This window comes from Enterobacter sp. JJBC (genome assembly GCF_036936505.1).
Lineage (GTDB): Bacteria > Pseudomonadota > Gammaproteobacteria > Enterobacterales > Enterobacteriaceae > Enterobacter > Enterobacter hormaechei_C.
Genome location: NZ_CP136935.1, coordinates 1,805,114 through 1,819,349 on the forward strand (window position 1 = coordinate 1,805,114; position 14,236 = coordinate 1,819,349).

The 14,236-nt window shown below is 55.3% G+C and carries 12 protein-coding genes; 9 read left to right on the forward strand and 3 right to left on the reverse strand.

The annotated features are described in order from the left end of the window. The first annotated feature begins 56 nt into the window (after nucleotides 1-56). Nucleotides 57-1,697, forward strand: a complete 1,641-nt coding sequence (flgK, locus tag RY075_RS08620; protein WP_003857979.1) for a flagellar hook-associated protein FlgK — start codon at nucleotides 57-59, stop codon at nucleotides 1,695-1,697. 16 nt (nucleotides 1,698-1,713) lie between these two features. Then, nucleotides 1,714-2,667 carry a flagellar hook-associated protein FlgL gene (gene flgL, locus RY075_RS08625; RefSeq protein ID WP_003857977.1) on the forward strand — a complete coding sequence of 318 codons (954 nt, stop codon included), beginning with the start codon at nucleotides 1,714-1,716 and terminating at the stop codon, nucleotides 2,665-2,667. A gap of 75 nt (nucleotides 2,668-2,742) precedes the next feature. On the opposite strand, the gene RY075_RS08630 is transcribed toward flgL, so the two are convergent. Then, complete coding sequence (locus RY075_RS08630; protein WP_045330545.1) at nucleotides 2,743-3,954, reverse strand: MFS transporter; 1,212 nt, start codon at nucleotides 3,952-3,954, stop codon at nucleotides 2,743-2,745. A gap of 109 nt (nucleotides 3,955-4,063) precedes the next feature. Between RY075_RS08630 and RY075_RS08635 the strand changes: the two genes are divergently transcribed. Beyond that, nucleotides 4,064-5,002: a LysR family transcriptional regulator gene (locus RY075_RS08635; RefSeq protein ID WP_176698592.1), complete on the forward strand. Its 939-nt coding sequence runs from the start codon at nucleotides 4,064-4,066 to the stop codon at nucleotides 5,000-5,002. Nucleotides 5,003-5,042: 40 nt separating this feature from the next. Here the strand turns inward: RY075_RS08635 and rne are convergent, their stop codons facing one another. Then, complete coding sequence (gene rne / locus RY075_RS08640) at nucleotides 5,043-8,159, reverse strand: ribonuclease E (protein ID WP_338628431.1); 3,117 nt, start codon at nucleotides 8,157-8,159, stop codon at nucleotides 5,043-5,045. A 570-nt stretch (nucleotides 8,160-8,729) separates the two neighbouring features. On the opposite strand from rne, the gene rluC reads away from it, so the two are divergent. Beyond that, nucleotides 8,730-9,677: a 23S rRNA pseudouridine(955/2504/2580) synthase RluC gene (rluC, locus tag RY075_RS08645; RefSeq protein WP_003857970.1), complete on the forward strand. Its 948-nt coding sequence runs from the start codon at nucleotides 8,730-8,732 to the stop codon at nucleotides 9,675-9,677. Nucleotides 9,678-9,772: 95 nt separating this feature from the next. Here rluC and RY075_RS08650 read toward each other — a convergent pair whose 3' ends face one another. Then, nucleotides 9,773-10,357 carry a nucleoside triphosphate pyrophosphatase gene (locus RY075_RS08650; RefSeq protein WP_003857968.1) on the reverse strand — a complete coding sequence of 195 codons (585 nt, stop codon included), beginning with the start codon at nucleotides 10,355-10,357 and terminating at the stop codon, nucleotides 9,773-9,775. 140 nt (nucleotides 10,358-10,497) lie between these two features. On the opposite strand from RY075_RS08650, the gene yceD reads away from it, so the two are divergent. The 5 genes from yceD (at nucleotide 10,498) to fabD (ending at nucleotide 14,230) form a co-directional block, all read left to right on the forward strand. Further along, nucleotides 10,498-11,019, forward strand: a complete 522-nt coding sequence (gene yceD, locus RY075_RS08655) for a 23S rRNA accumulation protein YceD (RefSeq protein ID WP_003857966.1) — start codon at nucleotides 10,498-10,500, stop codon at nucleotides 11,017-11,019. 16 nt (nucleotides 11,020-11,035) lie between these two features. Continuing rightward, nucleotides 11,036-11,209, forward strand: a complete 174-nt coding sequence (rpmF, locus tag RY075_RS08660; RefSeq protein ID WP_003857964.1) for a 50S ribosomal protein L32 — start codon at nucleotides 11,036-11,038, stop codon at nucleotides 11,207-11,209. An 81-nt stretch (nucleotides 11,210-11,290) separates the two neighbouring features. Beyond that, a complete protein-coding gene (gene plsX, locus RY075_RS08665) occupies nucleotides 11,291-12,325 on the forward strand; it encodes a phosphate acyltransferase PlsX (protein WP_153677011.1) in 1,035 nt (344 codons plus the stop codon). A 6-nt stretch (nucleotides 12,326-12,331) separates the two neighbouring features. Further along, nucleotides 12,332-13,285 carry a beta-ketoacyl-ACP synthase III gene (locus RY075_RS08670; protein ID WP_003857960.1) on the forward strand — a complete coding sequence of 318 codons (954 nt, stop codon included), beginning with the start codon at nucleotides 12,332-12,334 and terminating at the stop codon, nucleotides 13,283-13,285. A 15-nt stretch (nucleotides 13,286-13,300) separates the two neighbouring features. After that, complete coding sequence (gene fabD, locus RY075_RS08675; protein ID WP_045345714.1) at nucleotides 13,301-14,230, forward strand: ACP S-malonyltransferase; 930 nt, start codon at nucleotides 13,301-13,303, stop codon at nucleotides 14,228-14,230. Nucleotides 14,231-14,236: the final 6 nt, after the last annotated feature.

Genomic DNA, 14,236 nt, shown 5'->3' on the forward strand with positions numbered 1-14,236 from the left:
GAGGTTGCCGATAACCTTCATCAGGACTCGTGTCTGAACGTATAAAAGGAACCCCCATGTCCAGTTTGATTAACAGCGCCATGAGTGGCCTCAGTGCTGCGCAGTCGGCACTCAATACCGTCAGTAATAATATTTCAAGCTACAACGTGGCAGGTTATACCCGCCAGACCACCATTCTGGGGGCATCAAACAGTACCCTGACCGGTGGTGGTTGGGTGGGTAACGGGGTCTATGTATCCGGCGTTCAGCGTGAATATGATGCGTTTATCACCAACCAGCTGCGCGCGGCGCAGAACCAGAGCAGTGGGCTGACCACGCGCTACCAGCAGATGTCAAAAATTGACGACGTGCTGTCGGATACCACGAACTCGCTTTCTGCCAACCTCCAGGATTTCTTTAAAAGCCTGCAAACGCTGGTGAGTAACGCAGAAGATCCGGCTGCACGCCAGACGGTGCTCGGTAAGGCGGATGGTCTGGTAAACCAGTTTAAAACCAACGATCAATATCTCCGCGATCAGGATGCGCAGGTCAATACGGCGATTTCTACCAGCGTCGATCAGATCAATAACTATGCGAAGCAGATTGCTAACCTTAACGATCAGATCTCCCGGCTGACTGGCGTAGGGGCGGGCGCATCCCCGAACGAACTGCTCGATCAGCGCGATCAGCTGGTGAGTGAACTGAACAAGATTGTCGGTGTGGACGTTACCGTACAGGACAGCGGCACGTATAACATCTCTATCGCCAACGGTTACACCCTGGTACAGGGCAGCAACGCAAGTCAGCTGGCGGCGGTGAAATCCAGTGCGGACCCAGCGCGTACGACGATTGCGTATGTGGATGCCGCAGCAGGCAACGTGGAGATCTCAGAAAAACAGATCACCACGGGGTCGCTTGGAGGGCTGTTAACGTTCCGTTCTCAGGATCTGGATCAGGCGCGAAATACCCTCAACCAGATGGCGCTGGCGTTTGCGGATGCCATGAATACCCAGCACCAGGCGGGCTTTGACGCCAACGGAGATAAAGGCGGCAAGCTGTTTGATTTTGGCTCCCCGGCAGTGCTGAGTAACGGCAAAAACACCGGAAGCGCGTCCGTTACGGCAACGATGACGGACAGTACCAAGGTCCAGGCGACAAACTACAAAGTTGAGTACAACGGTACTGACTGGACAATCACGCGTCTGTCGGACAACACCAGCTTCACGGCCAAGCCTGACGCCAGCGGTAATCTGTCGTTTGATGGTCTTAACGTTAAGATTAGCGGCTCAGCCAATAATAAAGACAGTTTCATCGTCAAACCGGTGAATGACGTCATTGTGAATATGGACGTTGCGATCAGCGACGAATCCAAACTGGCGATGGCCTCCGCGCAAGGAAGCGGCGAAAGCGACAATACCAATGGCCAGAAGCTGCTGGATTTACAGAGCGCTAAGCTGGTGGGGGGGAACAAAACCTTTAACGATGCTTATGCCGCGCTGGTCAGTACGGTGGGCAGCACCACGGCGTCGCTGAAAACCAGCAGCGAAACCAAAGTTAACGTGGTGACGCAGCTGACCAAACAACAGCAGTCAATCTCCGGGGTTAACCTGGATGAAGAGTATGGCAACCTGCAACGCTATCAGCAGTACTATCTGGCGAATGCGCAGGTGCTGCAAACGGCGAGCACGCTGTTTGATGCATTGATCAATATCCGCTAAGGCTGAGGCATAAAAAATGCGTATTAGTACTCAAATGATGTATGAGCAAAGCATGCGCGGCGTGACGAACTCCCAAAGTCTCTGGCTCAGCTACGGCGAGCAGATGTCTACGGGGAAGCGCATCAATCGTCCATCTGACGATCCGATTGCCGCCTCGCAGGCCGTTGTGCTCTCTCAGGCTCAAACGCAAAACAGCCAGTATGCGCTGGCGCGCTCCTTCGCTACGACGAAAGTCTCGCTGGAAGAGAACGTGTTATCGCAAGTGACAACCGCTATCCAGGCTGCTCAGGAAAAGATTGTCAATGCGGGCAACGGAACGTTAAGTGACGATGACCGCGCTTCGCTGGCCACGAACCTGCAAGGTATTCGCGATCAGCTCATGAACCTGGCTAACAGCACGGACGGTAACGGCCGCTATATTTTTTCCGGTTACAAGACCGAAGCGGCGGCTTTCGACCAGACTACGGGTGATTATAAGGGCGGCGGAACGCCAATCAGCCAGCAGGTTGACTCCGCGCGCACGATGCAAATCAGCCATACGGGCACTGAAGTTTTCGATAGCTTCACCAGCAATGCGAAGCCAGAGCCAGATGGTAGTAAACCGGAAACGAATTTGTTCAAGATCCTCGACTCCGCAATTGAAGCGCTGAATACGCCGATTGGGGAGGATGAAACGAAAGCCGAGGCGTTTACGGCGGCTATTGATAAAGCCAACCGTGGCCTGAGCAACTCCCTCAACAACGTGCTGACCGTGCGCGCCGACCTCGGCATCAAGCTGGATGAGCTGGGCAAGCTGGACGCTCTGGGTGAAGACCGCGCGCTGGGTCAGACCCAGCAGATGAGTAACCTGGTTGACGTGGACTGGAACTCGGTGATTTCGTCCTACACCATGCAGCAGGCGGCGTTGCAGGCCTCGTATAAAGCCTTTAGCGATATGCAGGGTATGTCTTTGTTCCAGATGAACAGATAAGACTCTGACCTGTTTAACATGTCTTGAAACTGGGCATGTTTTGACTGCCCAACCCGTCCGGGTTGGGCATTTTTTTTACACACTTTCTGCCTGTGCGGACAGCACCCGGGCGCTTTCAATCACTCTGATAGCCAGCGCAATGGCACCACACAGGGTTGCCAGAGCCACCACGCCAGACCAGCCTGCCAGCGTGTAGATATTGCTGCCTAATGCCGAACCCAGCGCCATTCCGATGAAAATGACGGTAAACAGCAGAGCGTTCAGGCGTCCACGGGCCTGCGGCTCAAGGCTGTAGACCAGATTCTGGTGGGCCACGAGGCTGGACTGCAAGCCGAGATCGAAACCGACCGCGGAGAGGGCAATCAGGATCAACTGACCGTGTATATCCAGTGCCGGCATCAGGAACATCAGGGCAAACGAGAGGGTCACCAGCGCGGCACCCAGTTGGGTGACTTTACCGGCGCCCAGCTTATCTGCCAGACCACCTGCCAGCGGTGCGGCCAGCGCGCCAGCGGCTCCGGCAATACCAAATCCACCCGCCACGGCGCTGCCAAGGTGATACCGTTCCAGCAGCATGACCGCCAGCGTTGACCAGAATGCGCTAAAGGCAATCGACAGAAAACCCTGGGCCAGCGCGGCCCGACGCAGCGCCGGGTAGCGGCGCCAGAGGTGTTCCATGGAGCGCATCAGTGCCGGGTAGCTCAGCGTGGAGTGAACGGCGAAGCGGGGAAGCACGGCCCACATGACCACGCCGACAAAGGCAATACTTGCGGCGGCCAGCTGATACATCACCCGCCAGCCAAAGGCTTCACCCACCACGCCGCTCACGGTTCTGGAGAGCAAAATCCCCAGCAGCAGGCCGGTCATCACCGTGCCGACCGTTTTTCCCTGTTTGCCTTCCGGCGCGAGGATCGCTGCGGCCGGGACAATATCCTGCGCCATGGTGGCGGCCATGCCAATCAGCAGGCTGGTGAGCAGCAGGGAGTGCAGTTGTCCGGTCAGGCTACAACCCAGCAGGAACAGCGCCAGAGCCGCACTTTTTATCAGGATCAGCGTTCTGCGATCATGACGATCGCCGAGCGGGAGCAGAAACAGGATACCTAAGGCATAACCCGCCTGGGTAAGCGTCGGGACCATGCCCATGCCTTCGATGCTCAGGTTCAGGTCTGAGCCCATCAGCGGCAGCAGAGGCTGGGCATAATAGATGGATGCCACGCTAAAGCCCGCACCGAGCGCCAGCATTAAGATTACCCAGCGGCTTACGGCCCGGGTGGTAGTTGTGTTCATAAGATGTTCCTCATTCGTCGTGTGCGGCTATTTTTTATCAGTACGCCTTGCGACGGTAGCGGGCGCGGTGGTAAAACGCTTATACGTGTAGCGTATGGATGGAAATGATATGAAAAGGCCTGAGCGTATAGATCGGGTAGAACTGATGCGAACGTTTGTTCGCATTGTGGAGGCGGGGTCTCTTTCTGCGGCAGCACGTCAGCTGGCAACAACCCAGGCCACGGTGAGCCGACGGTTGCAGTCGCTTGAGACCATGCTGGGAGTACGCCTGATGCTGCGCACAACCCATACGACCCGGCTGACCGATGACGGCGAACGCTGCTATCAGCATGCCCGACGGGTGATTGACAGCTGGCTGGCACTGGAAGACGAGGTAGGGCAGACGGAAGATGAACCGGTTGGGGTGCTGAGGGTGCGCGCCCCGCACGCGTTTGGCCAGGATCAGCTTCTGAAACCGTTAACCGAATTTTTGCAGCGCTATCCCCAGCTTTCTGTTGAGTGGATGCTCAACGATCGCTCGGTTGATTTCCTCGGCGACAACCTTGACTGTGCTATTCGGGTGGGTGTGGAAGTCGATCCGGCAACCGTGTCCGTGCTGCTGGCTGAAGTGCCGCGCTCGGTGGTGGCTTCACCGGAATTACTGGCCCGTTATCCCGCGGTTAAAACGCCGGAAGATTTGCAACAGCTTCCCTGGATTGCCATCAGCTCTTTTTATCAACGCCATGTGGAGCTTTTCCACGATGCATCATCTGCCCCGACGCGGGTTACCATTACGCCACGCCTGGGTACCGACAGCCTGTATGTGGCGCGCAATACGGCACTCACCGGGCTAGGCGTTGCGGTGGTATCCAGCTGGACAGTAAAGGATGATATTCAGGAAGGACGACTGGTGCATCTACTGCCAGAGTGGCAGCCGGCAGCGCTACCGGTACATCTGGTTTACCCCTGGTCTCGTTATTATCCGGCGCGCTTGCGGCGTTTTCTGGAGCTGATGCGGCAGATAATGCCGGAGGTCACCGGAATGAGAAAGCCCCTGCAACAGCCATAAAAAAGCCGACCCGAAGGTCGGCTTTCAGTATTTGCGTGCGTTATTCAACAGGCTGAGGACGAGTAGCTGGCGCAGTAGCCATGTGCGTTGCACTGTGACCACCGGCAGCACCTTTGCCTTCGAAGTTGAATGCCGGACGAACCCAGTCGCTATGGCGTGGCGCTTCAGGCACATACTCAGGTGCCGGGGCGCGAGTCATCGGCGCGGTAGCAACGTGAGCAGGCGCTACAGCTGCAACGACCTCAATCGGCTCTGATTTCACTTCAGGCGCTTTGACCTCTTCGACAACAGGTTCAACCTGAATCTCGACGTCCTGAACAACCTCTTCAGTCACCGTTTCGACGGTAACGTCTGCGGGCTCTTCTGCTGCGGAGACTGGCTGAGCGTCTTCCGCGACTTCTTCAGCTACCACGGTATCTTCTTCGGCAATGATCTGCGGAGCGGCATCAACCGGCGCAGCAATGACTTCAGGATGGGTCGTTTCCACTTCCACAGCCTGCGGTGCCGCCGTGTCAACAACCTGCGGTTCAACCACGGTTGCCGCTTCAGTCACGACGTCTTCCACCGCTGCTATCGGTGCAATCACCTCTTCGGTCACAGACTGTTCTTCAACAGCCTGTTCCGGGCGAGCAACCGGATAACGGATCCAGACTTTACCGGATGCCATCTCAGGTGACGCGCACGCCACGGTCAATGGCATTGGCGACTGAGTTGGGTAACGCTCGTCACGGTAACGACGACGACGCTGACCGCTCACGCGCAGATGACGCGGAGAACGACGGGAGCGACGCGGCATACCTGCGTTGTCACGGTTTTCGCTGCTTTCGTCCTGCTCAACCTGATTTTCTACTACGGCTGGCAGGTCAACTTTCGCAACCTGTGTACCCGTTGTGCTTTCTGCTGCTTCAACCGCGATAACGTCGTTTTCTTCCGCCTGAACAGCACCCACACGCACTTTCTGGGTCAGCTGACGCTGCTTACGACGCGGCATAACCTGAGTACGCTCTTCCTGCTCCGTGTCCTGCTGTTCAACAGGCGCTTCGCGGTTCAGGTTTTTGACTTCCTGCTGGGCCTGGCGTTTCTCGTCGTTACGACGACGGTTACGCTCGCGGCGAGGTTGCTGCTCGTCACGCTGTTTGCTCTTCTCGGACTCATCGCCCGCCTGCTGGCGAATCTCACGATCTTCAACGTTCTGCTGCTGCTTCTCGCGACGGTTGCGACGGTTGTCCTCGCGTTGTTCACGACCTTCGTTGTTCTCGGAACGATTATCACGGCGCTCGTTACGATCGCTACGGTCGTTGCGGTCATTACGATCGCGACGATTGTTCTGACGCTTACGACGGTCCTGCTGACGCTCTGGTTTCGCTTCTTTTGGCGCTTCTTTCGGCTGCTCAGGCTGAACTTCTTCGCCAGCAAACATTTTTTTCAGCGCGCCGAAGATGCGGCTCAGGAGACCCGGCTGCTCAGGCTGCGCTTTTGCCGCGGCAGGGGCCGCCTTTTGCACGGCAGGTTTTGCCGCTGGTTTTTCCAGCGTCGCTTCCGGCGGGGCTTCCGGCATGATGAAGGTTGCTAATGCAGGCTGCTCAGGCAGTTTACGCTCGGCAGGCTCTTCATCCGATGGCAGCGCCATTTCTTCTTCATGAAGCTTCGGCAGCAGGTAGCTGAGGGTGCTTGTCTCTTCACCTTTACGCACGCGCAGCACGTGATAGTGCGGGGTTTGCATCTCGTCGTTTGGCACGATGATGCAGCGAACGCCGCCCTGACGCGCTTCGATTGCGCTCACCGCTGCACGTTTTTCGTTCAGCAGGTAGGAGGCAATCGGCACCGGAACAATGGCGTGAACCTCTTTGGTGTTCTCTTTCAGCGCTTCTTCTTCAATCAGACGCAGAATAGAGAGGGAGAGCGATTCATTGTCACGCACGGTACCTGTCCCGGAACAGCGCGGGCAGACGTGATGGCTGGACTCGCCGAGTGACGGGCTCAGACGCTGACGGGACATTTCCAGCAGGCCGAAGCGCGAGATATGGCTAATCTGGATACGCGCGCGATCCTGGCGCACCGCTTCACGCAGACGGTTTTCAACCGCACGCTGGTGGCGAACCGGGGTCATGTCGATGAAGTCGATAACAATCAGACCACCCAGGTCGCGCAGGCGGAGCTGGCGGGCGATTTCATCAGCGGCTTCTAGGTTGGTGTTGAAGGCGGTCTCTTCGATGTCGCCGCCGCGGGTTGCACGCGCGGAGTTGATGTCGATAGCGGTCAGCGCTTCGGTGGTATCGATAACGATAGAACCGCCGGACGGCAGACGCACTTCACGCTGGAAGGCAGACTCGATCTGGGATTCAATCTGATAGTGGCTGAACAGCGGGATTTCACCGGTGTACAGTTTAATTTTGCTGGTGAAATCCGGGCGACCCAGCGCGGCGATGTGCTGGCGAGCCAGCTCAAGCACTTTCGGGTTATCAATCAGAATTTCACCGATGTCCTGACGCAGATAATCACGGAAGGCACGCACAATGACGTTGCTTTCCTGGTGGATCAGGAACGGAGCAGGACGGCTTTCAGCCGCTTTCTTGATGGCTTCCCAGTGCTTCAGACGGAAGCTCAGGTCCCACTGCAATGCTTCGGCAGATTTGCCGACGCCTGCGGTGCGCACGATAAGGCCCATGCCGTCTGGCAGCTCAAGACTTGCCAGCGCTTCTTTCAGCTCGGTACGGTCATCGCCTTCGATACGGCGAGAGATGCCACCCGCACGCGGGTTGTTTGGCATCAACACCAGATAGCTTCCTGCCAGACTGATAAAGGTGGTCAGTGCGGCACCTTTGTTGCCACGCTCTTCTTTATCGATCTGGACGATAACTTCCTGACCTTCACGCAGAACATCTTTAATGTTCGGACGGCCATGGGAGTTGTAGTTTGCAGGAAAATATTCGCGGGCGATTTCTTTGAGAGGAAGGAAACCGTGACGCTCAGCACCGTAATCGACAAATGCAGCTTCAAGGCTTGGTTCAATGCGGGTGATTTTGCCTTTGTAAATGTTCGCTTTTTTCTGTTCGTGTCCAGGACTTTCGATATCCAGATCGTACAGGCGCTGCCCATCCACAAGGGCGACACGCAACTCTTCTTGCTGAGTTGCGTTGATTAACATTCTTTTCATCGTAACTTACTCGTTATTCTTACATTGACGACAAAGCTGCGGGCAAGGTGACGCTTTCCGGGGTATGAACCGATGGCCTCGTGTCTATTCACGTCGCCAACCTCACGGTTGTCGCTCGCTTAAGAGGCGCAGAGTGTCGGTTGCCTGTGTTTCATACGGAAACACAGCGCAATTATCAGGGGAATTGCCTGGGAAAACTCTCCAGAGAACAATCCTTATACCGGGAAGTACTGCAACCCGCAGCCCGCTAACTGCCTGAAAGATCAATACGTCTTACGCCATTGCTGCGTGGATGATCGGTCAGACAAAATTGGTCATTCCGTCGACATCCTTACAAAACCCGGATTTAACGCGGAAAACGGATTCATTATTCCACTGCTCGCCGGGTTATAGCAAGATGACTTTTACCAATTATCACCCGGTTACTCACAGTTTCTTCACTTCAACGGGGTGATTGGTTTAATAACCACCAAATCGATTGCGCGAAAGGGGAGCGGTCCGGATAAAAGTAAATATAAGCATAGAAAAATGAGTGGCGCTAATGCCTGACGCTATTTAGAATCGCCAACCATGAAAACAGAGACTCCAGCCGTAAAAATGGTTGCCATCGCCGACGACGAGGCGGGGCAACGTATCGATAATTTTTTGCGCACCCAGCTGAAGGGTGTGCCAAAAAGCATGATTTATCGCATCTTGCGTAAGGGCGAGGTGCGGGTGAACAAAAAACGCGTGAAGCCAGAGTATAAGCTCGAGGCGGGCGATGAAGTCCGCATTCCACCGGTACGTGTTGCAGAGCGTGAAGAAGAGGTCGTTTCTCCGAAGCTGCAAAAAGTCGCGGCCCTGAGCGACGTTATCCTTTATGAGGACGACCACATTCTGGTGCTGAATAAACCGTCCGGAACGGCGGTACACGGGGGGAGCGGCCTAAGCTTTGGCGTGATTGAAGGGTTACGCGCGCTGCGCCCGGAAGCGCGTTTCCTCGAACTGGTTCACCGTCTTGACCGTGATACCTCTGGCGTGCTGCTAGTGGCGAAAAAACGTTCTGCGCTGCGTTCACTGCATGAACAGCTGCGCGAAAAAGGGATGCAGAAAGATTATCTGGCGCTGGTGCGCGGCCAGTGGCAGTCCCACGTGAAAGTGGTGCAGGCGCCGCTGCTGAAAAATATTCTGCAAAGCGGCGAGCGCATTGTTCGTGTTAATCAGGAAGGGAAACCGTCTGAGACGCGCTTTAAAGTTGAAGAGCGCTACGAATTCGCCACGCTGGTGCGCTGTAGTCCGGTGACGGGGCGTACTCACCAGATTCGCGTCCATACCCAGTTTGCGGGCCATCCGATTGCGTTTGATGACCGCTATGGCGATCGCGAATTTGATAAGCAGCTGGCGGGGACGGGGCTATCGCGTCTGTTCCTGCATGCGGCAGCGCTGAAGTTCACCCATCCTAATACCGGTGAAGTTATCCGTATTGAAGCGCCGCTGGATGAGCAGCTCAAACGCTGTCTGAAAGTTCTGCGCGGCTGATTTTGTGCCGGGTGGCGCTGCGCTTACCCGGCCTACATGTTTTTCTCCCTCTCCCACAGGGAGAGGGCCGGGGTGGGGGCATCAGGCCGCAACGGTCACATCGTCAGCGGATTACACTCTTCTCGCCTTAACATCTGGCACAGCGCAATCAGCGGCAACCCCACCAGCGTATTGGAATCGCGGCCATCGAGCTTGTCGAACAACGCAATCCCTAGTCCTTCACTTTTAAAGCTCCCTGCACAGTTCAGCGGACGCTCCCGACGCACATAATCCATAATCTCCTGTTCGCTAAGATGACGGAAGTGCACATCAAACGGCTCGCACTCGGTTTGCAGATGACCGGAAGCCGAATTATAAAGCGCCAGGCCGGTATAAAAGGTCACGATACTGCCTCGCGCACGCAAAAGCTGCTGGCAGGCGATTTCTTCCGTATACGGTTTGCCGGTGATTTCGCCGTCCAGCACACAAACCTGATCGGAGCCTATAATCAGATGAGCGGGGTAACGTACGGCCAGCGACTGTGCTTTCTCTTTCGCGAGACGGGTCACCAGATGACGCGGTGACTCGCCCGGCTGTGGCGTTTCATCCACCTCCGGCGCAGCGCATTCAAACGGGATCCCGAGCTTTTCCAGCAGCATTCGGCGATAAGGTGAAGTGGAAGCAAGGACGAGATTTGGCATATTTTTATCACCAGATATAGCGTATCGATGCCAGCCATTTTAAACTACAGGCCGCAATGTGTGCGAATAATTGGCAAAAGGCAGCTCTGGTTGCCTTTTTCTTTGACTCTATGACGTTACAAAGTTAATATGCGCGCCCTATGCAAAAGGTAAAATTACCCCTGACTCTTGATCCGGTTCGTACGGCTCAAAAACGCCTCGATTACGAAGGAATCTATTCTTCCGATCAGGCTGAGCGTATTGCCGAATCTGTAGTCAGTGTGGACAGTGATGTAGAATGCTCCATGTCGTTCGCTATCGACAACCAGCGTCTCGCCGTGTTAACCGGTGATGCAAAGGTGACGGTAACGCTCGAATGTCAGCGTTGCGGGAAACCGTTTGTACAGCATGTTCACACAACGTATTGTTTTAGTCCGGTTCGTTCTGACGAACAGGCTGAAGCACTCCCGGAAGCGTATGAGCCGATTGAGGTTAACGAATTCGGTGAAATCGATCTTCTGGCGCTGGTTGAAGATGAAGTCATCCTCTCCCTGCCAGTCGTTCCGGTGCATGATTCTGAACACTGTGAAGTGTCCGAGGCGGACATGGTCTTTGGGGAACTGCCTGATGAAGCGCAAAAACCAAACCCATTTGCCGTATTAGCCAGCTTAAAGCGTAAGTAATTGAGGAGTAAGGTCCATGGCCGTACAACAGAATAAACCAACCCGTTCCAAACGTGGCATGCGTCGTTCCCATGACGCGCTGACCGCAGTTACCAGCCTGTCTGTAGACAAGACTTCTGGTGAGAAACACCTGCGTCACCACATCACCGCTGACGGTTTCTACCGCGGCCGCAAGGTTATCACTAAGTAATCACGCGTCAGCGTGATTAGGCTTAGTGAGGAACTTCCCCGTGCAAACGGGGAGTTTACCGAACCAGGCTGCGACGATACCTTGACACGTCTAACCCTGGCGTTAGATGTCATGGGGGGAGATTTTGGCCCTACCGTGACAGTGCCTGCAGCATTGCAGGCACTGAATTCTAATTCGCAACTCACACTTCTTTTAGTCGGTAATCCCGACACAATCACGCCATTACTTGCAAAAGCTGACTTTGAACAACGTTCGCGTCTGCAGATTATTCCTGCGCAGTCAGTTATTGCCAGTGATGCCCGGCCATCGCAGGCTATTCGTAATAGCCGCGGCAGCTCTATGCGAATGGCGCTGGAGCTGGTGAAAGAAGGGCGAGCACAGGCTTGCGTCAGCGCGGGAAATACTGGCGCGCTGATGGGGCTGTCGAAATTATTGCTCAAGCCGATTGAGGGCATTGAGCGTCCGGCGCTGGTGACGGTGTTACCGCATCAGCAGAAGGGCAAAACGGTGGTGCTGGATCTGGGCGCTAACGTGGATTGTGATAGTACAATGCTGGCTCAGTTTGCCGTTATGGGGTCGGTGCTGGCAGAAGACGTGGTCGGGATTAACAATCCCCGCGTTGCGTTATTGAATATTGGTGAAGAAGAGACCAAAGGTCTGGACAGTATCCGCGACGCTGCGGAAATACTCAAACAGGTCCCCTCCATCAACTATATTGGTTATCTCGAAGCCAATGAGTTGCTGACGGGCAAAACGGATGTATTAGTGTGTGATGGCTTCACCGGAAACGTGACGTTGAAGACCATGGAAGGGGTCGTACGAATGTTCCTTTCTCTGCTGAAATCGCAGGGAGACGGTAAAAAAAGGTCCTGGTGGCTGATTATATTAAAGCGTTGGTTACAAAAAAGCCTGACGCGGCGATTCAGTCACCTCAACCCCGACCAGTATAATGGCGCCTGTCTGTTAGGATTGCGCGGCATCGTGATTAAGAGTCATGGCGCCGCCAATCAGCGAGCATTTACCGTCGCGATTGAACAGGCAGTGCAGGCGGTGCAGCGTCAAGTCCCTCAGAGGATTGCCGCTCGCCTGGGATCTGTATTAGCTAAAAGTGACTGAGCGTACATGTATACGAAGATTTTAGGTACCGGCAGCTACCTGCCAAAACAAGTGCGTACCAACGCCGATCTTGAAAAAATGGTAGATACGTCTGACGAGTGGATTGTCACGCGCACAGGTATCCGTGAACGTCGTATCGCCGCGCCAGACGAAACTGTGTCCACCATGGGCTACGAAGCCGCTCAGCGAGCGCTTGAGATGGCTGGCATTGATAAAGAACAGATCGGGCTTATTGTGGTGGCGACCACCTCTGCCACGCATGCCTTCCCAAGCGCAGCGTGCCAGGTGCAGAACATGCTCGGCATCAAAGGCTGCCCGGCATTTGATGTTGCAGCAGCATGCGCGGGTTTCACCTATGCACTGAGCATCGCCGATCAGTATGTAAAATCGGGCGCCGTAAAATATGCGCTGGTGATCGGCGCTGACGTGCTAGCGCGTACCTGCGATCCAACCGATCGCGGAACGATCATTATTTTTGGCGATGGCGCGGGCGCGGTGCTGCTGGGGCAGTCCGAAGAGCCGGGCATCATCTCCACGCACCTGCATGCCGATGGCCGCTACGGCGAGCTGTTAACGCTGCCTAACGCCGATCGCGTTAATCCGGACAGTTCAATTTACCTGACAATGGCAGGTAACGAAGTGTTTAAAGTGGCCGTGACTGAACTGGCTCACATCGTTGATGAGACGCTGGAAGCGAACAATCTGGACCGTGCCGCACTCGACTGGCTGGTACCGCATCAGGCTAACCTGCGTATTATCAGCGCGACGGCGAAGAAGCTGGGCATGTCTATGGATAACGTTGTGGTGACGCTCGATCGCCACGGCAACACCTCTGCGGCATCGGTACCGTGCGCATTTGACGAAGCGGTACGCGATGGACGAATTAAACGGGGCCAACTGGTCTTGCTTGAAGCCTTTGGTGGCGGGTTCACCTGGGGTTCCGCGCTGGTTCGTTTCTAGGATAAGGATTAAAAAATGACGCAATTTGCTTTTGTGTTCCCGGGACAGGGCTCGCAAACTGTTGGGATGTTGTCTGAAATGGCAGCAAACTATCCGGTTATTGAAGAGACTTTCCGTGAAGCTTCTGACGCGCTGGGTTATGATCTGTGGGCGCTGACCCAACAGGGCCCCGCTGAAGAACTGAACAAAACCTGGCAGACTCAACCGGCACTGCTGGCGGCATCCGTCGCATTGTGGCGCGTATGGCAGCAGCAGGACGGCAAAGCGCCGACGCTGATGGCGGGTCATAGCCTCGGTGAATACTCTGCGCTGGTCTGCGCTGGCGTGATTGCCTTCGCTGACGCGGTACGCCTGGTTGAATTGCGTGGTAAATTCATGCAGGAAGCGGTGCCAGAAGGCACGGGCGGCATGTCTGCCATCATTGGTCTGGATGATGATTCTATCGCTAAAGCCTGTGAAGAATCTGCTGAAGGTCAGGTCGTTTCTCCGGTAAACTTTAACTCGCCAGGCCAGGTGGTAATCGCGGGTCATAAAGAAGCGGTTGAGCGTGCAGGCGCTGCCTGTAAAGCTGCGGGCGCAAAACGTGCACTGCCCCTGCCGGTGAGCGTGCCGTCTCACTGCGCGCTGATGAAGCCCGCAGCCGATAAGCTCGCGGTTGAGCTGGAAAAAATGACCTTTAACGCACCGACGATTTCCGTTGTGAATAACGTCGATGTGAAGTGCGAAACCGCGCCGGAGGCTATCCGTAACGCGCTGGTTCGCCAGCTCTACAGCCCGGTTCAGTGGACTAAAACTGTTGAATTTATGGCGTCTCAGGGCGTGGAACATCTGTATGAAGTCGGTCCAGGTAAAGTACTTACCGGTCTGACAAAACGTATTGTAGATACCCTGACTGCCTCGGCGATTAACGAGCCGGAAGCCATGAAAGCGGCACTCTCGCAATAAAAGAGG

Bases quoted from the DNA above. Each gene is read 5' to 3' on its own strand.
- flgK (WP_003857979.1), top strand. From the start codon at position 57: ATGTCCAGTTTGATTAACAGCGCCATGAGTGGCCTCAGTGCTGCGCAG.
- flgL (WP_003857977.1), top strand. From the start codon at position 1,714: ATGCGTATTAGTACTCAAATGATGTATGAGCAAAGCATGCGCGGCGTG.
- RY075_RS08630 (WP_045330545.1), bottom strand. From the start codon at position 3,954: ATGAACACAACTACCACCCGGGCCGTAAGCCGCTGGGTAATCTTAATG.
- RY075_RS08635 (WP_176698592.1), top strand. From the start codon at position 4,064: ATGAAAAGGCCTGAGCGTATAGATCGGGTAGAACTGATGCGAACGTTT.
- rne (WP_338628431.1), bottom strand. From the start codon at position 8,159: ATGAAAAGAATGTTAATCAACGCAACTCAGCAAGAAGAGTTGCGTGTC.
- rluC (WP_003857970.1), top strand. From the start codon at position 8,730: ATGAAAACAGAGACTCCAGCCGTAAAAATGGTTGCCATCGCCGACGAC.
- RY075_RS08650 (WP_003857968.1), bottom strand. From the start codon at position 10,357: ATGCCAAATCTCGTCCTTGCTTCCACTTCACCTTATCGCCGAATGCTG.
- yceD (WP_003857966.1), top strand. From the start codon at position 10,498: ATGCAAAAGGTAAAATTACCCCTGACTCTTGATCCGGTTCGTACGGCT.
- rpmF (WP_003857964.1), top strand. From the start codon at position 11,036: ATGGCCGTACAACAGAATAAACCAACCCGTTCCAAACGTGGCATGCGT.
- RY075_RS08670 (WP_003857960.1), top strand. From the start codon at position 12,332: ATGTATACGAAGATTTTAGGTACCGGCAGCTACCTGCCAAAACAAGTG.
- fabD (WP_045345714.1), top strand. From the start codon at position 13,301: ATGACGCAATTTGCTTTTGTGTTCCCGGGACAGGGCTCGCAAACTGTT.